Here is a 26367-nt window from a genome sequence, read left to right on the forward strand (position 1 = left end):
TCAATCTTCCACCTACTTTCTTTTTGATTGCTGCACCTCCGTCCGCGTGTCACATCGTCCTTGATTACCGGCAGCACCGGGGCAGACCAGGAGAGAGACATGCACCCGACGCGACGCGCCGTGATGGGCGCCGCCGCCGCGCTGACGATCGGCGCACCCGCGGCCGCGGCCCCGGCCAGTTTCGTCAGCCAGCGCCCACCGCTGGCGAAGCGGCGCTTCGTGAGCGCCGCGGTGGAACGCGAGCTCAGCCGCCTCAAGGCGCGGATCGCCGACCCCGAACTCGCCTGGATGTTCGAGAATTGCTATCCCAACACGCTCGACACCACCGTCTTCACCGGCACGATCGACGGAAAGTCCGACACCTTCGTGATCACCGGCGACATCGACGCGATGTGGCTGCGCGACAGCGCGGTGCAGGTCGAACCCTATCTACCTCTCGCCCGGGACGACCGGCCCCTGCGCGAGATGCTGCACGGGCTGATCCAGCGCCAGGCACGCTGCATCCTGATCGACCCTTATGCCAACGCCTTCGTCCGCGACCCTGGCGCGCGCTCAAACCTCGACTCGGCCACGCTCGACGACACCGAGATGCGGCCCGGCGTGGCACAGCGCAAATGGGAGATCGACTCGCTCTGCTACCCGATGCGGCTCGCGCACGATTTCTGGGCGACGACGCGTGACCGGACGCCGTTCGACGACCTGTGGCGCCGCTCGGCCGCGTTGATCGTCGAGACGCTGCGGGTGCAGCAGCGCAAGGAGGCGCCGGGCCCGTACCGCTACCAGCGGCTCACCAAGATCCCGACCGACAGCCTGATGCTCGACGGCTATGGCCCGCCCTCGAACAAGGTCGGCCTGATCCACTCGGCCTTCCGCCCCTCCGACGACGCCTGTGTCTACCCCTTCCTCGTCCCCGCCAATTTGTTCGCGGTGTCGAGCCTGCGCCAGGTCGCGCGCGTCCACCGCGAGGCGCGCGACGACGCCGACGCCGCGCGCGAGGCAGAGGCGCTGGCGAACGAGGTCGAGGCGGCGCTTCGCAAGCACGCGATCGTGCCCGACGGGCGCGGCGGGCAGGTCTGGGCCTATGAGGTGGACGGGTTCGGCAACTGGCTGTTCGCCGACGACGCGGGCATTCCCAGCCTGTACGGCCTGCCGCTGATCGAGGCGGCGTCGGTCGACGACCCGCTCTACCAGCGCACCGCCGAACTGGCGTGGAGTCCGCGCAATCCGTTCTTCGTGCAGGGCAGCGCCGCGAGCGGCATCGGCAGCCCGCACATGGGGCTCGACAAGGTGTGGCCGATGGCGATCATCGCGCGCGCGATGGTGACGCGCGACGAGGGAGTGGTGCGCGACTGCTTGCGCACGCTCAAGGCAACCCACGCCGGTACCGGCTTCATGCACGAGTCCTTCCACAAGGACGATCCGGCGCGCTTCACCCGCGCCTGGTTTGCTTGGGTGAACGGCATGTTCGGCCAGATGATCGGGGCGGTCGCCGCGCGCTACCCGCGTCTGCTCGCGGAGCGGTTCTGAGGCGCACGCGGCTCAGTCGTCCGCCGACAGGAAGACGAGGTCGTTGAAGGGCAGGATCGCCGCGCCGATCGCGGGCGCGTCGGCGGCGAGCTGTGCGGTCAGCACGGGCGCGGCGGGCACCACCGGATCGTCCACCGCGTCGCGGTGCCGCCCGATCGCGGCGGTGAGTTCATCGATCAGCGGCACCGGCAGCCGTCCGCCGATCACGATGGCGCCGGGATCGATCAGGCAGCTGATCGTCGCGATCGGCCCCGCCAGCGCCGCGGCGGCGCGCTCGATCCAGCCGCGGATCACCGCGCTCGCGGCGGCATCGGCGCTCGCCAGCTCGGCGGGCGCGATCGGCGCGAGGCCGTGCGCGGCGAGATCGGTCTTGAGCGCCGAGAGCGAGACGATCGACTGGAGCGGCGCGCCGGCGCGATCGGTCAGGAAGCCGATGCGCCCGGCGCGCCCGGTGGCGCCATGGTGATAGTTGCCGGCGACGACCAGCCCGCCGCCTAGTCCTGCGGAGAGCAGGACGTAGAAGAAGCTGCGGTGCGCCAGCCCGCTGCCGAAACGCGCCTCGCCGATCGCCGCCGCGGCCGCGTCATTCTCCGTGACCACGGGCCACGTCCCGAGCGGCCCGAGCAGCGCGGGCAGGTCGACGCTGTCCCACTCGGCATAGGCGCGCGGCAGACCGGGCAGGTCGACGTGTCCCAGCCCCCCCGGTAGTGCGACACCCATGCCGAGCACGCGGTCGCGCTCGATCAGGCCCTCGGCCAGTAAGGTGGCGATGGCGTCGCCGATGAAAGCGGCGACCGCGCGCGGCGCGGCGAAGTCGATCTCCTGCGTGTAGCGCGCGCGCACCGCGCCGGTGAGATCGAGCGCGACGAGCGTGACATGATCGCGGTCGATGTTGACGCCGTAGCTGAAGCAGCCGTCGGGGTTCACCGCGAAGCGGATCGCGGGCATGCCGCGCACGCCGGTGCGCCGGCCCTTTTCGAACACGAAGCCGCGGTCAGTCAGCCGCTGGGTGATGTTCGCGATCGCCGCTGGCGACAGGCCGGTCTGCTCCGCGAGCTGGAGGCGCGTCGACTCCCCCGCGCGCAGAATTGCCTCGAGCACGAGCCGCTCGTTGCGCTCGCCCGCGCGCGCCGGGTTGGTGCCGTGCAGCGTCCGCTGAGCCGTCCCGCTCGCTCCCGTCGCATGAGGTGGCAGGGGCAACAAGGGTCTCCGAGCGGGTGCGAGGGTAGCGGTCTTTCACAGGTAAACGCCGCAAGCATCACGCACAACTGCTGCACTGCTCCAAACTTACACCTACTTTCTTTTTTAATTGACGTTCGCGCTGGTTCGCGGGAAAGGAGGACAACTGCCCCGATCGCGGCGCGCCTATCGCGGGCGTGACACAAAGCGCGACACGGCGAGGCAGGAGGGAGAGGGTGGCGCGATGGCCTCGTGTCGCCTCCGGTCGGGAGGAGCGTGCCATGGGCAGTGCAGCGTCGCGCACGCGCCTGTTGTTCACCGCCTTCGCGGTCTCGCTCTCCGGGCTGCTCTTCGGTTTCGACACCGCGGTGATCGCCGGCGTGACCGGCGCCTTGCGCGCGCAGTTCGGCCTCTCGCCCGCCGCGCTGGGTGCGACAGTGTCGTCCGCGCTGCTGGGCACGATGGTCGGCGCCGCACTGGCCGGCGTGTACGGTGACCGCCGCGGCGCGCGCGCGGGTCTGCGGCTCGCCGCGGCGCTCTACCTCGTCTCCGGCTTCGGCTGCGCGCTGGCGTGGGACTGGGGCGCGCTGCTCCTGTTCCGCGTCATGGCCGGGGTCGCGATCGGCGCCTCGTCGGTGCTCGCCCCAGTCTATCTCGCCGAGGTGGCGCCGCCCGCGCGCCGCGGGGCGATCGTCGGCAGCTTCCAGGTCAGCATCGTCACCGGCATCCTGCTCGCCTACGCCAGCAACGCCGCGGTCGGTGCGCTACTCGCGGACGCCGCAGCGACGTGGCGGTGGAAGCTCGGCCTGACCGCGCTGCCCGCCGCGCTGTTCCAGTTGCTGCTCGTCGCGGTGCCCGACAGCCCGCGCTGGCTGATGCTCCGCGGCCGACGCGACGAGGCCGCGGCGGCGGCGCTGCTGCTCCACGGTGACGTCACGGTCGACATGCCCCCTGCCCCGCCGGCGCGCGCGGCGTCGTTGGCGTCGCTGTGGCGCGAGGCGCCGCGGCCGATGATCCTCGCGATCGTGCTGGGCGCGCTCAACCAGCTCACCGGCATCAACGCCATCCTCTATTACCTCAACGACATCTTCGCGGCGGCCGGGTTCCGCCAGGTCTCAGCGGACCTGCAGGCGATCGCGGTGGGCGCGGCCAACCTTATCTTCACGCTCGTCGGCATGGCGCTGATCGACCGGCTCGGCCGCCGCCCGCTCCTCCTCGCCGGTGGCGCCGCGATGGCGGTGCTGCTTCTCGCCGCGACCGCGATCATGCTCGGCCTCCTGCCGCGCGCGCTGATGCTGGCGGTGCTCGTCGGCTTCATCGCCGCCTTCGCCACCTCGCAGGGCGCGGTGATCTGGGTCTATCTCAGCGAGATCTTCCCGGCGCACGCGCGCGCCGCGGGCCAGGCGCTGGGCGCGGGCACGATCTGGCTGTTCGACGCGCTGGTCGCGGCGATCTTCCCCGTCGCCGCCGCCGCGTCGCCGGCCGCGCCGTTCCTGTTCTTCGCCGCGTGCATGGCGGCGCAGTGCGTGCTGGTGTTCCGCTGGTTCCCCGAGACCCGCGGCGCGTCGCTCGAGCAGATCGAGCGGCAGATGCGCGGCACGGTGGAGTCGGCACGGTGACCGCCTATCTCGCGGTCGACGTCGGCGGCTCGCACATCGCCTGCGCGCGCGTGCGCGGCGGCACGGTAGAGGGGCGGCGCGAGATGAAATTGGCCGCGCCGACCTCGCTGGCAGCGGTGCTGCCGGTGCTCGAGGCACATCTGACGGCGCTGCACCGGGGTGAACCCGCCGGCGGCGTGTCGGTCGCCTTCCCCGGCCTGGTCGACCCGCGTTCGGGCCGCGTCGTGTCGACTCCCGCGGGTAAGTTCGAGGACGCGGTCGGCTTCGACTTCGCCGGCTGGGCACGCGTGCGGCTCGGCCTTCCGCTGCTGCTCGAGGTCGACGGGCGCATGGCGCTGCTCGGCGAGCATCGGTTCGGCGCGCTGCGCGACGCCGATGACGCGGTGCTGCTCAGCCTCGGCACCGGGATCGGCTCGGCCGCGCTGATGCGGGGCACGGTGGTGCGCGGGCGCAGCGGGCATGCCTCGGTGCTCGGCGGCCATCTCACCGTCGCGATCGACGGGCCGGCGTGCCTGTGCGGCAACATCGGCTGCGCTGAGGCGCTGGCGTCGAGCTGGGCGCTGCCGCGGCTGATCGCGGCGCTGCCGCGGCGCGGCGCGCTCCACGACCTCGCCGCGCCCGACCTCAAGGCGGTGTTCGACCTCGCGCGCGCCGGCGACGACGGCGCGACTACGGTGCGCACCGCCTGCCTCGCCGCCTGGTCGGCCGCCGCGCTCAACCTGGTCCACGCCTATGACGCGACGCGCGTGCTGGTCACCGGCGGGGTCGCCGCGGCGGCGGAGGTGGTGCCCTTCATCCAGGCGCATGTGCGGCGCCACGCCTGGTGCCTGGGCGAGCCGCCGCTGGTGCTGCGCGGCGCGCTCGGCGCCGACGCCGCGCTGCTCGGCGCCACGCCGCTGTGGGAGAGCCATCGTGACCAACTATGACAAGCGGCCCGTCGTCCGTGTCGACGACGCGGCGGATGCCTGTTTGGTCGGGTGGGACGCGATCCTGCCGCAGCTCGCCGCGGCACGCGACCTCTGCGTCGAATGCTATCCCGGCGCGCCGGTGCCGGCGATCGTCGCGGCGCTACGCGAGGCGTGGCCCGAGGCGGAGGTGGTCGACACCGCCGCGCTGTTCCGCGATCCCGCGGTGCTCGACGGCGAGATCGACGCGTTGCTCGGCGACGACCCGGTCTTCGCGCGCTTCCCCGCGATCGGCATCGCCGACTTCCTCGACGCGGCCAAGGTCGCGGCGTGGCGTGCGGGACGTGTGCCGGGCCGTCGCACGATCGTCGTCGGCCCGGGCGCCGCGACCGTGCTGCGCGCGCGCGACCGGCTGGTCTATGTCGCCATGGCACGTTGGGAGCTCCAGCAGCGCCAGCGCCGCGGCGAGATCGCCAACCTCGGGGGAAGCGACCGCCCCGCGCGCGCGGCGGCGCTCTACCGCCGCGCCTTCTTCGTCGACTGGCGCGTCGGCGACGCCATCAAGTACGCGCTGTTGCCCAAGGCCGACTTCGTGGTGGAGGCGAACGGGCCGGTGCCGCGGATGATCGCTGGCGACACCTACCATCGCGCGCTCGACGCGGTCGCCGCGCGCCCGTTCCGCGTCGTCCCCTTCTTCGACGCCGGGCCGTGGGGCGGGCAGTGGATGCGGCGCACCTTCGACCTGCCCGACGGCCCGCCCAACTACGCCTGGTGCTTCGACTGCGTGCCCGAGGAGAACAGCCTGCTGCTCGGCTTCGGTGAGGAGGCATTCGAGCTCCCCGCGCTCGACCTCGTGCGGCTCCGTCCCGACGCGCTGCTCGGCGGCGACATCGTCGCGCGCTTCGGGGCCGAGTTCCCGATCCGCTTCGACCTGCTCGACACGATGGAGGGGGGCAACCTCTCGCTCCAGGTCCACCCGCGCGCCGACTACGCGCGCGCCGCCTTCGGCCTGCCCTACACCCAGGACGAGAGCTATTATCTGCTCGACGCCGGCGCCGACGCGTGCGTCTATCTCGGGCTCACCGATGCGGCCGAGCCCGCCGCCCTCGGCGAAGCGCTGAGCGCGGCACAGGCGGGCGGGCCAGCGCCCGACGTCGACGCGCTGGTCAACCGCCTGCCCGCGCGCGCGCACGACCATTTCCTGATCCCCGCCGGCACGATCCACTGTTCCGGACGCGACGCGATGGTGCTCGAGATCAGCGCCACGCCGTACATCTTCACCTTCAAAATGTGGGACTGGGACCGTCTCGGGCTCGACGGCCGCCCGCGCCCGATCCACCTCGAGCACGGCCTCGCCAACATCGACTGGACCCGCCGCGAGACGGTGACGCGCACCGAGCTGGTCAACCAGGTCACGCCCGTCGCCAGCGGGAGCGACTGGCGCCGCGAGCGCACCGGTCTGCACCCGCTCGAGTTCATCGAGACCGAGCGCGCCTGGTTCGAGACGAGCGTCGAGCTCGACACCGCGGGCACGCTCAATGTCCTCAACCTCGTCGCCGGCACGGCGGCGATGGTGGAGAGCCCCGACGGCGCCTTCGCGCCCTTCGAGGTCCATTATGCCGAGACCTTCGTCATCCCGGCGGCGCTCGGCCGCTACCGGCTGCGCTCGCTCGGGCCGCCGGGCGGGGCCTCCGCGGTGATGCGCGCCTGGGTGCGCCCGACCGACCAGTAGGACGACAGCGACGACAAGAACGCAGGGGAGAGTGACCATGATCCAGTTGAACCAGCTCGCGCGGACGTCCGCGCTCGCGCTCGCCGCCGCCTCGCTATGGCCCGCCGCGGCCGTCGCGCAGGACGCGCCGCCCGCCGCGCCACAGGGTCAGGCGCCCGCCGAGGCCGGACCGCCGGCCGCGGCGGACGGCGCGGTCGCCGCGGCGCCGGGCTCGGGCGACATCGTCGTCACCGGGCTGCGCCGCAGCCTCCAGACCGCGCAGGCGCTCAAGCGCGACTCCGACCAGATCGTCGACGCGGTGGTCGCCGAGGACATCGGCAAGCTGCCCGACAACAACGCCTCCGAGGCGCTGGCGCGGATCACCGGCGTGCAGGTCAATCGCAGCAGCGACGAGGCCGGCGGCGTCCAGGTCCGCGGCCTGCCCAACCTGACCACCACCTACAACGGCCGCGAGATGTTCACCGCCGAGCTGCGCAACGTCGCGCTGCAGGACTTCCCCGCCGGCGCGCTCGCCGGGCTGGAGGTGTACAAGACCACCAGCGCCGACCTGATCGAGGGCGGCATCGCCGGCCTGATCAACGTGCGCTCGCGCCGTCCGTTCGACTTCGACGGCTTCCAGATCGCGGGCGCGGTGCGCGGCACCTACGGCGACCAGGCACGCAAGTACGACCCAAATTTCAACGTGCTCGTGACCGACCGCTGGGACACGTCGATCGGCGAGCTGGGCGCGCTGGTCAACGTGTCCTACACCCAGCTCCACTACCTGACCTCGTCGCGCTACATCAACGGCAACATCGTCAGCCCGGGCGCGAACCAGCCGGTCGACGGCCCGCGCGACTTCGTGCTGCCCGAGAGCGCCGGCGTCTATTACGACCGCGGCAAGCGCTGGCGGCCGTCGGTCAACGGCACGATCCAGTGGCGCCCCGCCCCCAACCTCGAATTCTACGTCGACGGGCTGTTCCAGGGCGCGCGGACCGACGTCGCCAACGATTTCGCCGGCTTCGACCTCGTCAACAACAACCCGGCGCTGACCAACATCGTGCGCAACGCCGCAGAGCCCGGCACGCTCGAGAGCGTCACCGTCACGCCCGATTTCGCCAACGACCGCGGCATCGACTTCTCGCGCAGCACGCGCGCGGGACGCACCAACGCCTATCAGGGCGCGATCGGCGGTTCGTGGAAGACCGGCCGCGCGACGCTGACGACCGACTTCGCCTATACCGACTCCAAGGCCGAATATACCGACTATAACGTCGACTTCGCGCCCGCGACCGCGCAGTCCGCCAACCTCGTCTTCGATATCGGCGGGCAGGACGGTGGCGCCCAGTTTGGCCTGCCCGGCTTCGCCGCCAACGACCCCAACAGCTATATTCTACGCGGCATCTACGACCGCCGCTCGCTGGCGACCGGCAAGGGCATCCAGTGGCGCGTCGACCTCAAGCTCGACACCGAGCTGCCCGTGATCACCCAGCTCGACGTCGGCTTCCGCCTGACCGACCGCGACGCGCGGCTGCAGAGCGGCGGCCGCTATGCCACGCTGCGCCCGCTCGGCCTGCGCCTTTCCGACATCCCCGGCGGGGACACCGGCACGCCGATCGACCGCGGCTTCCGTGGCGGCCAGGCACCCGGGCTCAGCCAGTGGTATGCGCCGACCCGTTCGGGGATCGTCGACAATATCGAGGCGCTGCGCGACCTCGCTCGTAATGGCCTCGACCAGATCGGCACCGCCAACGCGCAAGCCGAGCGCGCGCTGTGGAACTCCGACATCCCCGCTTACGTCCAGAACGAGCGGCTCGACGCGCTGGAGAAATCCTACGCCTTCTACGGGCAGTTCCACTACGGCTTCGACGTCGGCGGCGTACCGGTGGACGGCGTGGTCGGTGCCCGGATCGTCAACACCAAGGCGCAGCTGACCGGCAACGCGCTGGTCGACGGGGAGCTTCGGACCACCACCTCGCGGCAGAACTACGTTGACGTGCTACCCAGCGCCTCGTTCCGCGCCAAGTTCACCGATCAGCTCCAGCTCCGCCTCTCCGCGACCGAGACCCGCACCCGGCCCGAATACAACCAGCTCAATCCGGCGGTGACGATCGGCAGCCCCGGCGTGACGCCGATCACCGGCAACAGCGGCAACATCAACCTGCAACCGATCTTGTCGACCAACTATGACGCCTCGCTGGAATGGTATTTCTCCAAGACCGGCTCGCTGACCGGCGCGATCTTCCGCCGCGACGTGCAGGGCTTCATCACCAACCTCAACAGCCAGGTCGACCTCGGCTATCCCACGCTCGTGACGGTCAACCGCCCCGAGAACGGCGGCAAGGGCCGGTTGCAGGGCGCCGAGGTGGCGTTCCAGACCTTCTTCGACTTCCTGCCGGGCGTGCTGAGCGGCTTCGGCACCCAGCTCAACGCCACCTATATCGACGCGTCGCAGGCGCTGCCCGTGTCGCTGGGCGAGGCCGGACAGGACAGCGACATTCCCGGCGTGTCGAAGTGGAGCTACAACGCGGTGGGCATCTACGAGAAGGGGCCGGTGTCGGCGCGATTGGCCTATAACTGGCGCTCGCGCGTGACCAACTTCTTCGCCACCGACCCTGCCGGGCAGCTGATCGGCGCCGAGTTCAACCGGCCGATCGAGCGGCTCGACTTCTCGCTCTCGGTCGCCGCGATCGAGGCGGTGACGCTGACCTTCGACGTCAGCAACATCACCGGCTCGCCCTATCGCGCGCTGCGCGCGGTGCCGGGGCTGGCCAACGCGAGCTACCCGCGCGACGTCCGCTACGAGAGCCGCGTCTTCGCGCTCGGCGCGCGGTTCCGCTTCTGATGGCGGCGCTTCCGACGCGCCGCGCCTTCGTCGGCGGTGCGCTGGCGCTCGCCGGCGCGCGGGGGACGGCGGCGACCGCGCCCGACCCCGCCGCGCGCGCGCTCGCCTGGCACGCGGCGCTCGAGAAGGCATTCGCGGTGGGCGACGGCACTGGGCTCTACCGCGAGTACCACCCGCCGCGCGCGGGCGACGAGCGTTACTCGACCGAATGGCCCTTCTCGCAGGCGCATGTCGCGCTGCTCGACCTAGCGATGATGCCGGGTGCCGCGGGGCGCCGCTTCGCGCCCGCGCTCGCCCAGGTGCGCGCGGCGCAGCAGCGTTACTGGTCGACGGTCTCGACCACCGGCGTCGCGGGCCATCTCGCCAAGGTGGTCGCCCCACTGGGCCACGGCGACGACCTCTATTACGACGACAACATGTGGGTCGGGCTCGCCGAGGTGCAGCACCATCTCTTCCGCCGCGACGCCGAGTCGCTGCGCCGCGCGCGCGCGATCTTCGCGCTGATCCGCTCGGGCTGGTCCGAGGAGAAGGGACTGCCCTCGCCCGGCGGGGTGATGTGGACGCAGAAAAGCGACAACGGCGACCGCAATACCGTGTCGAACATGCCCGCGGCCGAGCTCGGCGTTCGGTTGTACATGATCACGCGCGATCGCTCCTATCTCGACGACGCGCTGCGCTATTATCGCTGGACCAACGCGACCTTGCAGCGCCGCGACGGCCTCTACGCCGACCATATCAAGCGCGACGGCACGATCGAGCCACGCGTGTGGAGCTACAATCAGGGCGTGCCGGTCGGGGTCAACGTGCTGCTGTGGCGCGCCACCGGCGAGGCGCGCTATCTCGCCGAGGCGCGCCGCATCGCCGCGGCGAGCCGCGCGCAGCTCGTCGCGACCGGCCAGGTCGATGACCAGCCCCCGCCCTTCAACGCGATCTATTTCAAGAATCTGCTGCTGCTCGCCGACGCGACCCGCGACCGCCGAGACCTCGACGCGATGCGCGGCTACGCCGATCGCATGTGGCGGCGCCGGCGCAACGCCGCCGGGCTCGTCCAGTTCGCGAGCCGCCGGGCCGAGCTGATCGACACCGCCGCGCTGGTGCAGGTGGAGGCCGTGTCGGCGTGGCGCCCGGCCGACTGGGCGATGCTGTACTGATGCGCGGCGCCGTCGCGCTGCTCGCGCTCGCCGCGGCGCCGGCGTCCCCTGCGGCGCTGCCATCCGGCTCGACCTACGTGGCGCTCGGCAGCTCCTATGCGGCGGGCGCGCGGATCGGTGCACCGGCGCCCGCCGCGCCGATGCGCTGCGGCCAGACGGTCAACAATTACCCGCGGCTGGTCGCGGCGCGGCTTCACCTCGACCTCGTCGACGCGAGCTGCGGCGGCGCCACCACCGAGCATCTGCTCCGCGCCTGGGACGAACTGCCGGCGCAGATCGACCATCTCACCGCCGCGACCCGGCTGGTGACGGTGACGATCGGGGGCAATGATGTGCATCTCGTCAGCGACCTCGCCCGCGCCGAGTGCACGCCAGCGCGCGACGGTGCGGCCTCGCATTGCGGCCCGCCGCCCGCCCCGACCGCGGCGGAATGGACGCGACTGGGGCGCAACCTCGCCGAGATCGCGCGCCAGGTGCGCCGCCGCGCACCGCGCGCCCGGCTCGTGTTCGTCGACTATCTCGACATGCTGCCGGCGCGGCCCTGCGCCTCCATCCCCTATGACGCGGCGGGGCTGGCGCGGGCGCGCGCGACCGTCCGCCATCTCGCGCGCGTCACCGCGGCGGTCGCGCGGCGCGAGCGCGCGACGCTGCTGCGCGCCGGCGCGCTCTCGCGCGGCCACGATTCCTGCTCGGCCGAGCCCTATGCCGTCGGGCACTCTGACACGGGAGCGTCGTGGCACCCGACCGCGGCGGGACATGCCGTTATAGCCGCGGCCCTCATACGCCTGCTGCGCAACACCAGCTGACCCGCGCGCCCGTCGACATCGTCGACAGGCCGGAAGCGCTCGGGCGTCACCGCGGCGGGCGAGTGCCAGGACAAGCAGCACCCGCCGATCACGGGCCGACTGTCAGCGCTGCTTCTTCGTGATGGTCGCGGTGAAATCCGGTTCCTTCTTCGCCACCCAGTCGACGAATTTGCGCACGTTCGGATGATCGAGCAGACCGCTCACGTCCATGCCGTGCCGCTGCAGTTCGGAATTCGTGAAGTTCGTGATCAGGGTCTGCTGGCAGATCGGATGCATCGGCACGACGTCGCGGCCGCCGCGGCTCTTCGGCACGGGATGATGCCACACGATCGTCTTGCCGGTCGGCCGTCCACAGAGCCAGCACGGCACCGGCGCGGACGCGCCCTCATCCTCCCGCGGAAGATGATCGTAGGGATCATGTTTGGAACGTCTGGCCATCGCTCGATCTACCTGCACCGGGTCGCCAGCCTGTAGCCAAGCGGTTCGGCGCATCCAATCGAAAGCTGCCGACGCGACGCGCGCCCCGCCGACCTTCCGCGGGACACGCATCGTCCCTCGCGAGACCTGATCACCACGCGGCGTTCCACCTCGACGGTCATCCTACGCTGCCGTCCGACGCAGCGCGACCGTACGGCAATGTTCGAGATAGCCGCTCTCATGCTGACCGGCGAGCGCCACGACGCTGCGCCACAGCCACGTCGGCGTGCCGTTGGTGCCGGTCGTGTCGGCGAGCAGCCGCTCACCCCACATCGCGCGACTGCTCGCGTCCATCTGCCGGCTGTGCGCCACGCCGACGACGCAGGCGAGATAGCGCGCCGCTCGCACCGCCTCCCCGCGGGAGAACTGATCCACCTCGATCTTCAGGTCCTGCGGCGCGAGCTCGCGGATGAAGAAGGAGCCGTCGATCATGGTCACCGGCAGCATGCGCGAGCCCAGGAGGGGAGACAAGGCGCAGGCGGCGCGACGCACGCGTTCGGCCGGATCGGCGGGCATCGCGGCGGCGTGCATGGTCGGCGCGACCGACGTCACCGCTTCCTTGATGTCGACCAAGGCGTAGCGCGAGCGCCGCCGCGTACGATCGAGCGCGACGAGCACCGCATAGCGCCTCAGCCCCAGCGAACTGCACCCCTTCATCCAATAAGCGGCATCGACGAGCCGGACGCGGCGTCGGCGATTGCCCGGGTCGAGCGAGAGCACCATGTCGCACACGTCGGGGCGGGAGACGAGCTCGTCGAGCGCCGCGCGCTCGCGGTCGGTGAGCGGCCAGAACTTGTCCCCGCGCGGCAGGCGCGGCTCGCCGCCTTCCAGGCGTTCGCGCGCGAGATGCTTCCAGCGCCGGCGCGCGGCGCGTCGCCGCACGCTCTTCACCGCATCGGGCTCCACCCCGGCTTGGCCCGCGACCGGATCGACGACCCCGGCGACATAGCCGGCCAGCATCGCGTCGAGGATCTGCATCGTCGCCAGACCGGGCAGGTCAGAACCGCGCGCGGCGGTGGCGAGCGACAGGCCGAGGCGGATCAGGTCATGCGTCGGATTACCGATGACCGCCTGATCCAGATCACGGATATGGACGTCCAATCCCTCACCGCCGTCGGAGACCGCACCGAGGTTGCCGAGATGGCAATCGCCGCAGATCCACACCGGCGGCCCCTCGGGAAGGCGGATCGGTGCGGCCGCCAGCCACTCGTAGAAGCGCTCGGTGTTGCCGCGGACATAGGCGTGGGCGGATCGGGCCATCTTGGTATCGCGGGCGGCGCTGAGCACGCCTCGGCGGTGCGACGGGATCACGCCGCTCAATCGCGGCGCCTGATGTGGGTTATCGTCATCTCCGCCGAACGGCGCGTGGCTCGCGTCGTTCCAACGCCTTGGCTGGCCGCGACGACGGCAAGCCAGATGAGCTCCCTTACTGGCGCATCTCGTCGATGAGCCGCTCCGCCTCGCGCTTGGAACGGAAGACGATATCGATCCAGCGTTCCTCGCTGGGCAGATAGAGACCCCATTGCTCCTCGCCGTCCACGGACGGCCGACGCGCGGCGAGATAACGGACATGTTCAGACACATTCCCCGCTTAGCTCACCACCCCGGCAATGATAGTGGCGCCGCGGTCCCGGACTGGGACAGGCGCCGACACGTCCACCGTTGAGAAGCGGTCGCATGGTCAGCCGAATAGCCGGGATCGATGAACCAGCGAGCCCGCGCTTTGTTGAGACGGTCGAGGCGGATAAGTGAGTTGGCGGCGGTCGCCGACGTGCATCGCCGATCGCGGGGGGCACATGGCCGAACTGACGTTAGATGAGCTGTCACGAAAGATGGCGAAGCTGGATTTCGCCATGCTGGCCACGCGGTCCGCCGCGGGCGCGCTCACCGCGCGGCCGATGAGCAATAACGGCGACGTGGAGTACCAGGGCGACAGCTACTTCTTCGCCTACGACGACTCGCGAAAGGTCTCCGACATCCGCGCTCACCCCGCGGTGACGCTGAGCTACACCGGCGCTGCCGGAATGCTCGGCGGTCCGCCGCTGTTCGTCGCCGTCGAGGGACAGGCCACGCTGATCGAGGACAAGGCGCAGTTTGAGGCGCATTGGACCAAGGACGTCGACCGCTATTTTGCGGAGGGCATCGATACCCCGGGCGTCGTCATGATCGTCGTCCGAGCGGACCGGATCCGCTACTGGGACGGCGGCGACGAGGGAGAGATCGCCATCTGAACCACGACGCAGGGGCCGACCACGCGCCGGCCGCCTGGCATCTCGCCGGGAAGGTGCTTCCGCCAGAGATCGTGTTGATTTAGATTATACATGTACCCGACGTTCGCGCTGATCCGTTCGCTCGCTTGAGTCCCAAGGAGCTAACAATGGCCGAGACATTCTCACGCAACACCGGCGCGGGCGGTGAAACGCATCAGGTCGCCGACGATGCGCATCCCGTCCTCACCACCAATCACGGGACGCCGATCGCCGACAACCAGAACCAGCTGAAGGCCGGCCCGCGCGGACCGGTGCTGCTGGAAGACGAGATCTATCGCGAGAAGATCAATCATTTCGATCACGAGCGCATCCCCGAGCGCATCGTCCACGCGCGCGGTTCTGCCGCGCACGGCTATTTCGAGTGCACGAAGAGCCTGGCCGACATCACCGTCGCCGACCTGTTCCAGAAGGAGGGGCAGCGCACCGAGGTGTTCACGCGCTTCTCCACGGTCGCGGGCGGCGCCGGATCGGTCGATACGCCGCGGGACGTCCGAGGCTTCGCGGTGAAGTTCTACACGCGCCAGGGCAACTGGGATCTCGTCGGCAACAATATCCCCGTCTTCTTCATCCAGGACGCGATCAAGTTCCCCGACCTGATCCATGCTGCGAAGATGGAAGCCGATCGCGGCTACCCGCAGGCGGCGACCGCGCATGACACCTTCTGGGACTTCATCAGCCTGATGCCTGAGTCGACCCACATGATCATGTGGGCGATGTCCGACAGAACGCTGCCGCGTACCTTCGCCAACATGGAGGGGTTCGGCGTTCACACCTTCCGCTTCATCAACAAGGAAGGGAAAAGCACCTTCGTCAAGTTCCACTGGAAGCCCAAGGCGGGCCTCGCCTCGACCATCTGGGACGAGACGGTGAAGATCGCCGGCGCCGATCCCGACTTCCAGCGCCGCAACCTCTTCGAGAGCATCGATCGCGGCGACTTTCCGACCTGGGAGCTGGGCGTGCAGCTGTTCGACGAGGAGTTCGCCAACAGCCAGCCGTACGACGTGCTCGACGCGACCAAGATCATCCCGGAAGAGGTCCTGCCCGTCACGATCGTCGGCAGGATGGTACTCGACCGCTATCCGGACAATTTCTTCGCCGAGACCGAGCAGGCCGCGTTCGTCCCGAGCCATGTCGTTCCCGGCATCGGCTTTTCCAACGATCCGCTGCTGCAGGGAAGGCTCTTCAGCTACACCGACACGCAGCTGTCGCGTCTCGGTTCGGTCAACTTCCACCAGCTGCCGATCAACGCTGCCAAGGGCCGCGCGGCCGCGGCGGGCTGCCCTTTCATGAACCAGCAGCGCGATGGCCACATGCAGATGGCGGTGCCGAAAGGCCGCGCCAACTACGAGCCCAACAGCCTCGCCCGCGCGGGAGAGGAAGCCGGCGCGCGCGAGGATCCGACCGGCGGGTACATCACCTTCCCGTCGCAGGAAGAAGGCCCGAAGCTGCGCGTCCGCCCGGAGAGCTTCGCCGACCATTACAGCCAGGCGCGCTTGTTCTTCCGCTCGATGGATCCGGCCGAGCAGGCGCATATCGCCTCGGCACTGGTGTTCGAGCTGAGCAAGGTCAGCCTCGAGCATATCCGCGTGGCGGTGATGGCCAATCTCCGCAATGTCGACGAGAGTCTGGCCAGCCGCGTCGCCGACGGTCTCGCGATGGACCTGCCGCCGGCGTCGAAGACGGCCGCGCCGGTGCTCGACATGGATCCTTCACCGGCGCTTCGCATCATCCGCGGCCCACTCGAGAAGCACACGCTGGAGGGTCGCACCGTCGGCATCCTGATCGCCGACGGCACGGACGCGGGCGAGCTCGACGCGGTGAAGACTGCGGTGAAGCAAGCCGGCGGCACGCCCATGACGATCGCGCCCAAGGTCGGCAAGGTGCCGCTCGCCGACGGCTCCGCCATCACCGCGGACGCGCAACTGTTCGGCCAGCCCTCCGTGACGGTGGACGCGTGCGCGGTGATCCTGGCGGAGGCTGCCTGCACCAAGCTGCTCAAGGAAGGCGCGGCGGTACAATGGGTGATGGACGCGTTCGGTCACCTGAAAGCGATCGGCTACAACGCCGCCGCCAAGCCGCTGCTCGACAAGGCAGGTGTCGAGCCTGACGACGGTGTCACCGACCTGGCCGGCTTCGTCGAGGCGGCGAAGAAGCGCTACTGGGATCGGGAGCCCAGCGTTCGCACGCTGGCGTGACTGACGACGCGGCTGGTCCTGTCCCGTGGGACCAGCCGCGGCGCCGCACCGGGCGGGCGCCCGTGTCGCCTCCTCATCTCGGCGCTACGCCTTGCCGTCGGGTCCCGGAGACGCGATAGCGGACCATGCGAGTGCCGGCCCTCATCCGTGAAGTTGCAGCAGGGCCGGCGTCATCGACTCGTTGGTCATGGCGAACACCTCCGCACCGCCTTCGCTTGACAAGGTCAGTACCTGATCGGTTGCCTGATCCGTGAACAGACCGATGCGGCTGGCCGCAAGGATCACAGCGAGACGTGCGCCGTCATCACTCGCCCGCGCGAACCGGACCGAGGCCATGACGCGATCGTTGACCCTGTGCTCCAGTCTGTAACTCGGCATCGATCATTCCCCCGATTGCGCCGTCTCTTCTTCCGGCGCGCATCCCGCTTCACCGCTCCCCGGTGGCCCGCGAGACAGTAGCGATCCGTTCCCCGCGGTGGCTCACTCCCGCTACTGGATCGAACCGTCGGCGAGCGACCAGGCTGGCGCGACAGGGCGCTTGCCGCGATGCGGTCTACGAAGACCAGCTTACCTGAACCTTACGCGGCGACGTCCGTCGGCTCGATGTGCAGCGGGCGGCGCCCTCGTTCTGCCTCACCCGTCCCGCTGCTTCTATCGAATGTCCCTCGGCGGGACGAAGCGACCCGGCCCCTCTTCGGTCATGCGGGGCATCGCGAAGCGGAAGCGCGTGCGCCCGGGGCGGGACACCAGCTCGACGTGGCCGCAATGGATACTCGCGACCCGCGCCACGATGGCGAGGCCGAGGCCGGCGCCACCACCCGCCCCGCGCTCGCGCCGCCAGAAGCGCTGGAAGACGGCATCCTGCTGATGAGACGCGATCCCGGGTCCGTCATCGGTGACGCTGACGTCACCCGCCGAGGTCACCTCAACCGTGACGCTCGTGCCCGACGGCGTGTGCTGAACCGCATTCTCCACGAGCGCACCCAGCGCGCGCGCGAGGAAGCCGGCATGCCCGGCGACCATGACGGGAGCTGCCGGCCGGTCGAGCGCGATCGCGTAACCGCGCCGGTACGCCAGCGGCGCGATCGCCGCGACCGTCTGCTCGGCCAGGGCGGCGAGGTCGACCGGTGCGTGTGGCACCAGGGCGAGCGAGTCGAGCTCCGCGATCTCCAAGAGCTGCGCGACGATCTGTCCCAGAGCGTCGAGGTCGCGCTTGAGCGCGGCGCCGAGCGCGGGATCGCTCACCTGCTCGGCGCGGATCCGCGCGAGCGTGATCGGCGTGCGCAGCTCGTGCGCGGCGTCCGCGGTGAACGCGCGCTGCGTGTCCAGGCTCTCCGTCAGGCGATCGAGCGCGTCATTGATCGCTTCGGCGAGCGGACGCACCTCGGCGGGCAGATCGGCCGCGGCGAGCCGCACGTCGGGCCGCGCCGGCCCGACCGTGCGCACCAGTGCCGAGGCGCGACGGACCGGGCGCAGCGCGCTTCGGACGATCAGTGCGTCCACGCCGAGCAGCAGCACCAGCAGCGGCAGCACCACCAGCGCGGCATGGGCGAGGAACTGCTGGATCACGTCGTCGACGACGTTGGCGGGATGGTCGAGGTTCTGCACCGCGACGATCCAGTGCCGCTCTCCGCCGAGCGTCACGGGCACGCTCAGCGCGGCGTAGAAGGCGCGCCGCGAGCGCCGCGTCAGATAGCGTTCGCCGTCCCCGCGCGCGATCCGGAGCGCGGGGCGCAGCGCCGCGGGCAGCCGGTCCAACACCACCGTGCCGCGTGCGTCGAGCACCGCATAGCCCAGACCCGCCGCTTCCAGTCGCGCACGGTCGCCCGGGCTCGCCGGCGCCGGCGCGCCTCCCGCGCGTGCCGCGAGCTGGTCGCGCACCGCCAGCGCCTCCGACCGCAACGTCTGCCGCTCGAAGCGGTCGGCGGTGGCGTTGAGGAACAGGTACACGCTCGCCGATGCCGCCAGTGCGGTGAGCAGCACCGCCGCGGCGTGCCACCACAGGATGCGCGCTAACAGCGAGGGCCGTGGACGTCTCACCCCCCCGTCTCGGCCAGCATGTAGCCGACGCCGCGCACGGTCACGATCTGCGCGCTGGCGCCCGCCTCGGCGAGGCGGCGGCGCAGCCGATGGACGCACACCTCCAGCGCGTTGGAGCCGAGCGTCTCCTCCATGCCGAACAGCTGCGCCTCGATCTGCGCCTTGGCGACGACGCGCTCACGCCGCTGGATCAGCAGCTCGAACAGGGCGAGCTCGCGCGCGAACAGGACCGCCGGCCGACCGGCGACGCGCACCTCCCGGGTGGCGGGATCGAAGCGCAGATTGCCGCACGCGATCGGACGATCGGCCACCAGCCCACTGCGCCGCAGCAGCGCCTGGACGCGCGCGACCAGCTCCTCGGGCGCGAACGGCTTGACCAGGTAGTCGTCGCCCCCCGCCGCCAGCCCGGCGACGCGATCCTCGACGCTGCCGCGCGCGGTGAGCAGGATCACGGGTGTTGTGTCGCCGCGCGCGCGCAGCTGCCGCGCCACCTCGCGGCCGTCACCGTCGGGCAGGCCGACGTCGAGCACCACCGCGGCATAGCTGCCGAGTTCCAGCATCAGCAGCGCGTCCTCGGCGCTGCCGGCATGGTCGCTCGCGAACCCCGCCTCCGCCAGCAGCCGGCGCAGCAGCGCGACCAGCTCGTCATGATCCTCGACGATCAGCAGCCGCATGCACGGCCCCGGCGACCCGCCGTAAGGCTGGCGTAAGCCGTCCGGCCTAGCCCGCGCCGGAGCGACGCAGCATCCGCGCCGCAACCGAAGAGATCAATCATGGCCACCATCGTCACCCGGGTGCGCGACCGCGCCCCCGCTCCTGTCCCCGCGCCTGCTCCGACGCGTCCGCCACGGATCGCGCTGTTCTCGGGCAATTACAATTATGTTCGCGACGGTGCCAACCGCGCGCTCAACCGCCTGGTCGGTGACCTGGAGCACCGCGGCGCGCGCGTGCGGGTCTATTCCCCGACCGCGCGCGAACCCGCCTTCGCGCCCGCCGGGACGCTCGTCTCGGTGCCTTCTGTGAGCCTGCCGGGACGCGGCGAGTATCGGCTCGGGCTCGGCCTGCCGCGCGGCGTCCGCGCCGACCTGCGCCGCTTCGCGCCCGACCTGATCCACGTCTCCGCCCCCGACTGGACCGGCGCCGCCGCGCAGCGCTTCGCGCGGGCCGAGCGCCTGCCGCTAATTGCCAGCCTGCACACGCGCTTCGAGAGCTATGCCGCTTTCTACGGCGCCGGTCTGATCCGGCCGCTGCTGGAGCGTCATCTTGAGCGCTTCTACGCGCGCTGCGACCGGGTGCTGGTGCCCACGCTGCCGATCCTGGCGGAGTTCGTTGCCGCGGGCGCGGGCGAGCGCGCGCGGTTGTGGAGCCGCGGCGTCGATCGCGCGCAGTTCGATCCGGCGCGGCGCGATCTCGGCTGGCGCCGCGCGCGCGGCATCGCCGACGATACCTGCGCGATCCTCTTCTTCGGGCGGCTGGTGCGCGAGAAGGGCGTGGCCGATTACGCCGACGTGATCGAGGCGCTGGCGACTGCCGGAGTCGCGGTGCAGCCGCTCGTGGTCGGCGACGGACCCGAGCTGGCTGCCCTGCGCCGCCGGCTGCCGCAGGCGGTGATGACCGGTCACCTCGCGGGCGCCGAACTCGGCCGCGCGGTGGCGAGCGCCGACATCTTCTTCAACCCCAGCGTCACCGAGGCGTTCGGCAACGTCACGCTGGAGGCGATGGCGGCCGGGCTGCCGACCGTCAGCGTCGACGTGGCGAGCGCGCGCGCGCTGCTCGGCGACAACGGCCTCTACTATCGCCGCGGCGATCTCGCCGGCGCGACCGAGGCGTTGGCGCGGCTGACGATGTTCCCCGATCGGCGGCGCCTGCTCGGCCGCCGCGTTCGCGCCGCGAGCGCCGGCTGGAGCTGGGAGCGCGCCAGTGCGATGGTGTGGGACGCCTATCACGAGCTGCTCGCCGATCACGGGTCTGGCCGATGAGGCGCGCCGTCGCGCTCACCGCGCCCCTGCTCGCCTGCGCTCCGGCGGCGGCGCAGGAGGCACCCGATATCGCCGAGCCGATGGTGTTCGATCTCGTCCGTCCGCTCGGCGCCAAACGCGGCGAGCTCGAGGTCAACACGCTGGCGCAGCGCGACCTGTCCGGTCCGTCGCCGGTCGTGGAATGGGCGCCGGAGGTGGAGCTAGCGGTCGCCGACGGGTTCGCGGTGGAGCTGGAGCTGCCGTTCGAGAACCGCCGCCTCACCGACCTGAAGCTGGGCCTGCAGGGCACCTTCAGCCTGCTCGACGGCGGCCGCGGCATCCACGGCGTCCAGTATCTCGGCCTGTGGAACCGCGCGCACCGCCGCTGGGAGAGCTCGCTGCTCTACGTCATCGGCTATCGCTTCGGCGCGCGCGTGAGCACGCTCAGCATGGTCGGCATCGGCGACGTCAGCGCCGCGGGCGCGGCCGAGCGGGCATTGCTGGTCAACCACACCAGCTTCTATGCCGCGGGGGACGACACCACGATCGGGGTCGAGGTCAACGTGCGCGCGGGTCGCGAGCGGTCGACGCTGGTGATGCCGCAGCTGCACCAGGCGCTATCGCCGCGGCTCGAGGTGCAGGCCGGGCTGGGGGCGCGGCGCGAGACGGGCGATACTTGGCACCCGCGCGCGGGCATCCGCCTCGTCCGCTCGCTGTGACGTGCGGGATCCGCGCACGCGCCGAGGAGCCGGCTAGCCGAGCCGCCATCGCTCGAGCTGAGCGACCACGTCCGCCTTGACCTGCTCGACGGTGGGGTCGGTGAGGTCGCGCGCACGCGTGCCCACGCTGCTCTGCGCGGCGAGGAACCACGCCACGCTGCGGCGCGCCTCCGACGCCTCCAGCGCGGTGTAGGCGGCGAGCGGCCGTGACCGGGGCGTCAGGCGATAGCTGAACGCGCGTTGGGTGTCGGCACCGACCGACAAGGCGATCGCGTCGTCCGTCAGCACGAGCTCGCTGTCGCTCCAGCCTTCCTCCCGCAGCGCCTCGTACACCGATCGGAGCGCGGGTTCGCCGGTGTCGCGCAGCTGCCGCAGGATGTCATCGCGGCGGGCCGGCACCAGCAGCCGCTTGAGCCGCTCGCCGACCGCCGGCGCCTCGTCGGAGAGCGTGATGCCGGCGAGATCGGCGTTGGTCTGCCGGATCAGCCCGACCGCCAGCATCAGCATGATGAAGCAGAACGGCAGCGCCGCGAGCAGCGTCGCCGCCTGGAGCGCGCCGAGGCCGCCGGCGAGCAGCAGCAGCGCCGCGGTCACGCCCAGCAGCACGCACCAGTAGATCCGCTGCCAGCGCGGCGTGTCCTCCGCCCCGCCCGAGGCGAGCGTGTCGATCACCAGCGCGCCCGAGTCCGCCGAGGTGACGAAGCAGACCGCCACCAGCGCGATCGCCAGCGTCGAGGTGACCCCCGCCGCGGGCAGATACTCCAGGAACTTGAACAACGCGGTCGAGAGATCGGCCTGGACCGCTTGCGCGATCCCGCCGTGCGCGACGCCGAGGTCGAGCGCGATCGCGGTGTTGCCGAAGACCGTCATCCACAGGAAGGTGAAGGCGGTCGGCACGAACAGCACGCCGATGACGAACTCGCGGATCGTGCGCCCCCGCGAGATGCGCGCGATGAACATGCCGACGAACGGAGACCAGGCGATCCACCACGCCCAGTAGAACAGCGTCCAGTCAGCCATCCACGCGCGCGGCTCATAGGCGTAGAGCGTGAAGGTACGTATCACGAGATGGTCGAGGTAGAGCCCGAAGTTCTGCACCAGCGCGCGTAGCAGGAACAGCGTCGGCCCGAGCGCCAGCACGAACAGCATCAGCAGCACGGCGACGGTGAGGTTCAGCTCGGACAAGCGGCGGATGCCGCGGTCCGCACCGCTCAGCACCGACAGCGTCGCCGCGCCCATGACCAGCACGATCACCGCGAGCTTGGTGGTCGTCCCGTCGGGCACGCCGTAATTGTAGGCCAGCCCGGCGGTCATCTGCGAGACGCCGAAGCCGAGCGAGGTAGCGACGCCGAACACCGTGCCGCACACCGCGAAGATGTCGATCGCATCGCCGAGCGGCCCGTCGATACGCCTGCCCAGCAGCGGCGACAGCCCTGACCGGAGCGTCAGCGGCAGGTCCTTGCGATAGGAGAAATAGGCCAGGCTGAGACCAACCAGCGCGTAGATCGCCCAGGCGTGGACGCCGTAATGGTGGAAGGTGATCGCCATCGCCTCGCGCGCGGCGCCGATCGTCCCGCTCTCGGCCTCGGGCGGCGAGATGTAATGCTGGATCGGCTCGGCGACCGCGAAATACATCAGGCCGATCCCCATGCCCGCGGCAAACAGCATCGCCAGCCAGGACACATAGGGGAAGTCGGGCTCGGCATCGTCGGGGCCGAGCTTCAGCCTGCCCGCGGGACCGAAACCGAGCAGGAGGACGACGACGAGGAAGAACGCCACCGCGGCGATGTAAAACCAGCCGAACGTGTCGATCGCTCAGGCCTGCGCGGCCTTGAAGGCGTGATCGGCACTGCCCGGCACCGCGATGGTGGTGAGGAGCAGCGCGACGATGATCGCGGACGCGCCCCAGAAGACGCGGGGATTGATGTGGCGGGCTGTCATCCCGGCGCTTTAACCTAGATCGCGCTCGCTGACGACCGGGGCGCTCTGCCGCCTCAGCGCGCCGCGATAATGCCGCTCGTCAGCAGCGCCAGCACGGTCGCCCCAGCGGCGAGCCGGTACATGACGAAGGGCAGGAAGCTGCGGGTACGGATCAGGCGGAGGAACGCGACGATCACGCCATAGCCGACGATGAACGCGATGACGGTGGCGAGCAGCGTCGGCTCGGCGCCGATCGGGTTCGCCTTACCCCAGCTATCGGCCAGCTCGAACACGCCCGAGGCGAGCACCGCCGGGATCGCGAGCAGGAACGAATAGCGCGCCGCCGCTTCGCGCGTGTAGCCCAGCAGCAGCGCCGCGCTGATGGTGCCGCCCGAGCGCGACACCCCGGGCACCAGGGCGAGCGCCTGGGCGAGCCCGAGCAACAGGCCGTGGCGCCAGCCGAGCCGCTCGAGCGACCGGCGGCGCGCGCCCAGGCGGTCGGCCAGTCCGAGCACCAGCCCGAAGCCGATGAGCATGGTCGCGGTCACGTACAGGTCGCGCAGGTTGCCCTCGATCTGATGCTTGAGCGCGAGCCCGAGCAGCGCGATCGGCAGCGTGCCGAGCAGGATCAGCCAGCCGAGCCGCGCGTCGGGCGACAAGGACGTACGCGGTCGTGCCAGCGCGCCGCACCACGCCGCCGCGATCCGCCCGATGTCCCGGCGAAAATAGAGCAGCACGGCGGCTTCGGTACCGATCTGCGTGATCGCGGTGAAAGCCGCGCCGGGGTCATTGCCCGAAGGTAGCAGCGCGCCGGCGATGCGCACGTGCGCGCTGGACGAGACCGGCAGGAACTCGGTCAGTCCTTGCACCAGGCCGAGAAAGGCGGCCTCCAACCAACGCGCGCCGTCGGCGGTGATCATGTGAAATCTGTCCTTTCCGGATTCTCGGGCCGACGCGCGCGCGGGCGGCGCAGCGCCGCGGCCTCCAGGCTGAGGAACAGCAGCAAGCCGATCGCGAGCGGGATGAGATAATAGACGAGGCGGAAGATCAGCAGCGCGGCGAGCAGCGCGGCGCGATCGACCTGCGGCAGCGCCACCAACATGATCGCCTCGAACACGCCGAGCCCGCCGGGAGCGTGGACGACCAGGCTCGCGATGATCGCGATCAGATAACTCACCAGTACCGACGGATAGAGCTCCATGCCCGAGGTGGGCAGCAGCACGAACAGCGCGCCCGACGCGATCAGCAGGTCCGTCACGCCGAGCGCGAGCTGGAGCAGCGCCACGCGCCAGCCGGGTAGCGGGAGCTGCCAGCCGAACACCCGCAGCGGGGCGCCGCGCCGCGCGAGCAGCAGGACATAGCCGCCGAGCAGCGCGAGGATCAGCACCGCCGCCAGGCGCTGTACCGCGGAAGACGGAACCCAGCCGGCGACCGCCGGGACCGTCGGCACGATCAGCAGCATGACACCGAGCAGCAGGAGCGCGCCGAGCCAGAAGGTGACGCCCGCGGTGACCATGATCTGCCCGACCTCGGCGGCGGACAGCCCGTGCCGTCGATAGATGCGGTACCGCGCACTCCCGCCGGTCAGCACTGCGAAGCCGAGATTGTGGCTAAAAATGTAGCTGGTGAACGAAGCAATGGCGGCGATCGGATAGGGGACGCGTCGGCCGAGCAGGCGCAGCGACAGCACGTCATAGCCGGTCAGCACGATATAGCTGGCTGCGCTCAACGCCAGTGCCGCGGCGAGCGCCGGCGCGGGCATCGCGTGCAGCACCGCCCGTACCTCGTCCCAGTCGATGCCCGCGAGGATCTCGCGCAGTGCCAGGCCGGCGACGGCCAGCACCGCGACCGTCAGGGCCGCCACGATAAGGGGACGAATCACGTGAACTCTGTCTCGGCGTCTCACGCCGCGTGCCGACGTGCCGCTCTCGGCGGTCGGGTCCGGGGCTCGGCGGGGCCGGCGCGGTGGTCAGGACCCTCCTGACGCGGCGCGCTTACACGAACCTTACTGACAGAGATCGACGGAAGCGGATCAGGCTGGCTGCTGAGACAGGACGAGCGGCCCGAGCACAGGTGGCGCGCGACGGCGTCGACATGCGTCGCTCACACCTTGCGCACGATGCGCGCTTCAATGCGTGAGCGAACGCTGCCGGTCAATTTTCCACGGCGCCGTCCTGCCGGTCTCTTCGGTCGCTACCCGCGGTGCGCGACCGTCGATGCCCGACGCCGCCGCCTCAAGCCCGAACCAATGCGGTCGTTCGACCGCGACGAGGGTAGCCAGGAGACCGCCCGCCACCGCGACCCACACAGAGAGTCCTCGTACCGTCATCAGCTTGCCTTCCTCAGCGCGCACCCGATTATGACGCGATCGAACATCTACATTCGGCGTACGGCTCACGATTAGCTCAGGAGTGACAAAGTTTGTCTGAGAGGGCCGAGGCCGCTCCACCTATGTGACCCAACCTTCGCCTATCGGGAAAGCGGCGACGACATCGTCGTTCTGACCAACGGTGGTGACGGGCGTTGCTTGATCGGCGAGATCGTCCGCGCGGTCGCCACCGACTATGGCTGGCCGGAGATCGCCGCCCCCGAGGCCGAGGAGAAGACGTTGTCGCCGGCCGAGCTCTCCCGGGTCGCCAGTCGTTTCGAAGGCGGCGACCTGAAGGTCGTTCTGGAGGCTCGACCGGAAGGCTTGTTCGCGCGCCTCGTCGGCGGCGCGCGGGCGGAGCGGCTGATCGCCGTCTCGCCGTCACGCTTCCGCTCGGAGTCACTCGGTGTCACGGTCGAGTTCGACCGTGATTTCCAGAGCTGCACCATGATCGAGGGTGCGCCGCCGATGAAGCTCTCGCGCATCAAGGAAGATGCCACCCAGGGTTCTCGCAACAGAGCGGGACAGCGCGGACAACCCGATGGCGCGACAGGAGGATGAGGCGGGCCGGGCGCGCGGCTGCATCGAAAGCGAGCATCGGGCGCGGCGGTTCACCGAGCAAGCGGCTCGGCAGCGCTCACCTCATCGAGCTTGCCTGTGGGCGAGACCAGCCGAAC

Annotated in this window: 24 protein-coding genes; 12 read left to right on the forward strand and 12 right to left on the reverse strand. The window is 70.5% G+C overall.

What is annotated here, in order from left to right:
* Positions 1 to 99: 99 nt before the first annotated feature.
* A complete protein-coding gene (locus FHY02_RS08130) occupies positions 100 to 1527 on the forward strand; it encodes a glycoside hydrolase family 125 protein (protein ID WP_183921272.1) in 1428 nt (475 codons plus the stop codon).
* Positions 1528 to 1539: 12 nt separating this feature from the next.
* Here the strand turns inward: FHY02_RS08130 and FHY02_RS08135 are convergent, their stop codons facing one another.
* Entirely contained in the window at positions 1540 to 2727 is a 1188-nt protein-coding gene (locus FHY02_RS08135; protein ID WP_260172690.1) for an ROK family transcriptional regulator, read from the reverse strand.
* A gap of 260 nt (positions 2728 to 2987) precedes the next feature.
* On the opposite strand from FHY02_RS08135, the gene FHY02_RS08140 reads away from it, so the two are divergent.
* The 6 genes from FHY02_RS08140 to FHY02_RS08165 are packed head-to-tail and all read left to right on the forward strand — an operon-like array spanning position 2988 to position 11743.
* On the forward strand, positions 2988 to 4325 hold the full coding sequence (locus FHY02_RS08140) for a sugar porter family MFS transporter (protein ID WP_183921274.1): 1338 nt from the start codon (positions 2988 to 2990) through the stop codon (positions 4323 to 4325).
* Positions 4322 to 5251 carry an ROK family protein gene (locus tag FHY02_RS08145; RefSeq protein ID WP_183921275.1) on the forward strand — a complete coding sequence of 310 codons (930 nt, stop codon included), beginning with the start codon at positions 4322 to 4324 and terminating at the stop codon, positions 5249 to 5251. The genes FHY02_RS08140 and FHY02_RS08145 overlap by 4 nt, the downstream gene beginning before the upstream one ends.
* Positions 5238 to 6962: a class I mannose-6-phosphate isomerase gene (locus FHY02_RS08150; protein ID WP_221198480.1), complete on the forward strand. Its 1725-nt coding sequence runs from the start codon at positions 5238 to 5240 to the stop codon at positions 6960 to 6962. Before FHY02_RS08145 ends, FHY02_RS08150 begins: the two co-directional genes overlap by 14 nt.
* Positions 6963 to 6999: 37 nt before the next feature.
* Positions 7000 to 9786, forward strand: a complete 2787-nt coding sequence (locus FHY02_RS08155; RefSeq protein WP_183921276.1) for a TonB-dependent receptor — start codon at positions 7000 to 7002, stop codon at positions 9784 to 9786.
* Entirely contained in the window at positions 9786 to 10937 is a 1152-nt protein-coding gene (locus FHY02_RS08160) for a glycoside hydrolase family 76 protein (protein WP_183921277.1), read from the forward strand. The genes FHY02_RS08155 and FHY02_RS08160 overlap by 1 nt, the downstream gene beginning before the upstream one ends.
* Complete coding sequence (locus FHY02_RS08165; RefSeq protein ID WP_183921278.1) at positions 10937 to 11743, forward strand: SGNH/GDSL hydrolase family protein; 807 nt, start codon at positions 10937 to 10939, stop codon at positions 11741 to 11743. Before FHY02_RS08160 ends, FHY02_RS08165 begins: the two co-directional genes overlap by 1 nt.
* A 102-nt stretch (positions 11744 to 11845) precedes the next feature.
* Here FHY02_RS08165 and FHY02_RS08170 read toward each other — a convergent pair whose 3' ends face one another.
* From FHY02_RS08170 to FHY02_RS22930, 3 genes are all read right to left on the reverse strand, one after another.
* Positions 11846 to 12181, reverse strand: a complete 336-nt coding sequence (locus tag FHY02_RS08170) for a hypothetical protein (RefSeq protein WP_183921279.1) — start codon at positions 12179 to 12181, stop codon at positions 11846 to 11848.
* A gap of 162 nt (positions 12182 to 12343) precedes the next feature.
* Entirely contained in the window at positions 12344 to 13507 is a 1164-nt protein-coding gene (locus FHY02_RS08175) for a DUF2252 family protein (RefSeq protein ID WP_311731796.1), read from the reverse strand.
* A 139-nt stretch (positions 13508 to 13646) separates the two neighbouring features.
* Complete coding sequence (locus FHY02_RS22930) at positions 13647 to 13802, reverse strand: hypothetical protein (RefSeq protein ID WP_260158602.1); 156 nt, start codon at positions 13800 to 13802, stop codon at positions 13647 to 13649.
* Between the two features lie 214 nt (positions 13803 to 14016).
* Between FHY02_RS22930 and FHY02_RS08180 the strand changes: the two genes are divergently transcribed.
* Both FHY02_RS08180 and FHY02_RS08185 read left to right on the forward strand, forming a co-directional pair.
* Positions 14017 to 14451, forward strand: a complete 435-nt coding sequence (locus tag FHY02_RS08180) for a pyridoxamine 5'-phosphate oxidase family protein (RefSeq protein ID WP_183921281.1) — start codon at positions 14017 to 14019, stop codon at positions 14449 to 14451.
* A 146-nt stretch (positions 14452 to 14597) separates the two neighbouring features.
* Positions 14598 to 16685: a catalase gene (locus FHY02_RS08185; RefSeq protein WP_183921282.1), complete on the forward strand. Its 2088-nt coding sequence runs from the start codon at positions 14598 to 14600 to the stop codon at positions 16683 to 16685.
* Positions 16686 to 16826: 141 nt separating this feature from the next.
* Here FHY02_RS08185 and FHY02_RS08190 read toward each other — a convergent pair whose 3' ends face one another.
* The 3 genes from FHY02_RS08190 to FHY02_RS08200 form a co-directional block, all read right to left on the reverse strand.
* Positions 16827 to 17063 (reverse strand): hypothetical protein, encoded by a 237-nt coding sequence (locus tag FHY02_RS08190; protein WP_183921283.1) that lies wholly within the window; start codon positions 17061 to 17063, stop codon positions 16827 to 16829.
* A 273-nt stretch (positions 17064 to 17336) separates the two neighbouring features.
* Positions 17337 to 18725 carry an ATP-binding protein gene (locus FHY02_RS23290; RefSeq protein WP_183921284.1) on the reverse strand — a complete coding sequence of 463 codons (1389 nt, stop codon included), beginning with the start codon at positions 18723 to 18725 and terminating at the stop codon, positions 17337 to 17339.
* Complete coding sequence (locus FHY02_RS08200; RefSeq protein WP_183921285.1) at positions 18722 to 19399, reverse strand: response regulator transcription factor; 678 nt, start codon at positions 19397 to 19399, stop codon at positions 18722 to 18724. The genes FHY02_RS23290 and FHY02_RS08200 overlap by 4 nt, the downstream gene beginning before the upstream one ends.
* Positions 19400 to 19498: 99 nt before the next feature.
* Here FHY02_RS08200 and FHY02_RS08205 point away from each other — a divergent pair, with 99 nt between their 5' ends.
* Positions 19499 to 20704 carry a glycosyltransferase family 1 protein gene (locus FHY02_RS08205; RefSeq protein WP_183921286.1) on the forward strand — a complete coding sequence of 402 codons (1206 nt, stop codon included), beginning with the start codon at positions 19499 to 19501 and terminating at the stop codon, positions 20702 to 20704.
* Positions 20701 to 21402, forward strand: coding sequence for a hypothetical protein (locus FHY02_RS08210; RefSeq protein ID WP_260172694.1), 702 nt, complete (start codon positions 20701 to 20703; stop codon positions 21400 to 21402). The genes FHY02_RS08205 and FHY02_RS08210 overlap by 4 nt, the downstream gene beginning before the upstream one ends.
* A 33-nt stretch (positions 21403 to 21435) precedes the next feature.
* On the opposite strand, the gene FHY02_RS08215 is transcribed toward FHY02_RS08210, so the two are convergent.
* The 5 genes from FHY02_RS08215 to FHY02_RS08230 form a co-directional block, all read right to left on the reverse strand.
* On the reverse strand, positions 21436 to 23181 hold the full coding sequence (locus FHY02_RS08215) for a BCCT family transporter (protein ID WP_409322316.1): 1746 nt from the start codon (positions 23179 to 23181) through the stop codon (positions 21436 to 21438).
* A gap of 36 nt (positions 23182 to 23217) precedes the next feature.
* Positions 23218 to 23343, reverse strand: a complete 126-nt coding sequence (locus tag FHY02_RS22940; protein WP_260172695.1) for a hypothetical protein — start codon at positions 23341 to 23343, stop codon at positions 23218 to 23220.
* Between the two features lie 53 nt (positions 23344 to 23396).
* The gene (locus tag FHY02_RS08220; RefSeq protein WP_183921287.1) at positions 23397 to 24242 is read right to left on the reverse strand and encodes an undecaprenyl-diphosphate phosphatase; all 846 of its coding nucleotides are present in this window, start codon (positions 24240 to 24242) and stop codon (positions 23397 to 23399) included.
* Positions 24239 to 25204: a lysylphosphatidylglycerol synthase domain-containing protein gene (locus tag FHY02_RS08225; RefSeq protein WP_183921288.1), complete on the reverse strand. Its 966-nt coding sequence runs from the start codon at positions 25202 to 25204 to the stop codon at positions 24239 to 24241. The genes FHY02_RS08220 and FHY02_RS08225 overlap by 4 nt, the downstream gene beginning before the upstream one ends.
* A 246-nt stretch (positions 25205 to 25450) precedes the next feature.
* Positions 25451 to 25720 (reverse strand): hypothetical protein, encoded by a 270-nt coding sequence (locus FHY02_RS08230; protein WP_183921289.1) that lies wholly within the window; start codon positions 25718 to 25720, stop codon positions 25451 to 25453.
* 129 nt (positions 25721 to 25849) lie between these two features.
* Between FHY02_RS08230 and FHY02_RS08235 the strand changes: the two genes are divergently transcribed.
* Positions 25850 to 26251 (forward strand): hypothetical protein, encoded by a 402-nt coding sequence (locus FHY02_RS08235; RefSeq protein WP_183921290.1) that lies wholly within the window; start codon positions 25850 to 25852, stop codon positions 26249 to 26251.
* The last annotated feature ends 116 nt before the right edge of the window (positions 26252 to 26367 follow it).

Origin of the sequence: Sphingomonas sp. BK069 (assembly GCF_014193405.1) — a bacterium.
Lineage (GTDB): Bacteria > Pseudomonadota > Alphaproteobacteria > Sphingomonadales > Sphingomonadaceae > Sphingomonas.

Bases quoted from the DNA above. Each gene is read 5' to 3' on its own strand.
- FHY02_RS08130 (WP_183921272.1), top strand. From the start codon at position 100: ATGCACCCGACGCGACGCGCCGTGATGGGCGCCGCCGCCGCGCTGACG.
- FHY02_RS08140 (WP_183921274.1), top strand. From the start codon at position 2,988: ATGGGCAGTGCAGCGTCGCGCACGCGCCTGTTGTTCACCGCCTTCGCG.
- FHY02_RS08155 (WP_183921276.1), top strand. From the start codon at position 7,000: ATGATCCAGTTGAACCAGCTCGCGCGGACGTCCGCGCTCGCGCTCGCC.
- FHY02_RS08160 (WP_183921277.1), top strand. From the start codon at position 9,786: ATGGCGGCGCTTCCGACGCGCCGCGCCTTCGTCGGCGGTGCGCTGGCG.
- FHY02_RS08165 (WP_183921278.1), top strand. From the start codon at position 10,937: ATGCGCGGCGCCGTCGCGCTGCTCGCGCTCGCCGCGGCGCCGGCGTCC.
- FHY02_RS08170 (WP_183921279.1), bottom strand. From the start codon at position 12,181: ATGGCCAGACGTTCCAAACATGATCCCTACGATCATCTTCCGCGGGAG.
- FHY02_RS08180 (WP_183921281.1), top strand. From the start codon at position 14,017: ATGGCCGAACTGACGTTAGATGAGCTGTCACGAAAGATGGCGAAGCTG.
- FHY02_RS08185 (WP_183921282.1), top strand. From the start codon at position 14,598: ATGGCCGAGACATTCTCACGCAACACCGGCGCGGGCGGTGAAACGCAT.
- FHY02_RS08190 (WP_183921283.1), bottom strand. From the start codon at position 17,063: ATGCCGAGTTACAGACTGGAGCACAGGGTCAACGATCGCGTCATGGCC.
- FHY02_RS08200 (WP_183921285.1), bottom strand. From the start codon at position 19,399: ATGCGGCTGCTGATCGTCGAGGATCATGACGAGCTGGTCGCGCTGCTG.
- FHY02_RS08205 (WP_183921286.1), top strand. From the start codon at position 19,499: ATGGCCACCATCGTCACCCGGGTGCGCGACCGCGCCCCCGCTCCTGTC.
- FHY02_RS08210 (WP_260172694.1), top strand. From the start codon at position 20,701: ATGAGGCGCGCCGTCGCGCTCACCGCGCCCCTGCTCGCCTGCGCTCCG.
- FHY02_RS22940 (WP_260172695.1), bottom strand. From the start codon at position 23,343: ATGACAGCCCGCCACATCAATCCCCGCGTCTTCTGGGGCGCGTCCGCG.
- FHY02_RS08220 (WP_183921287.1), bottom strand. From the start codon at position 24,242: ATGATCACCGCCGACGGCGCGCGTTGGTTGGAGGCCGCCTTTCTCGGC.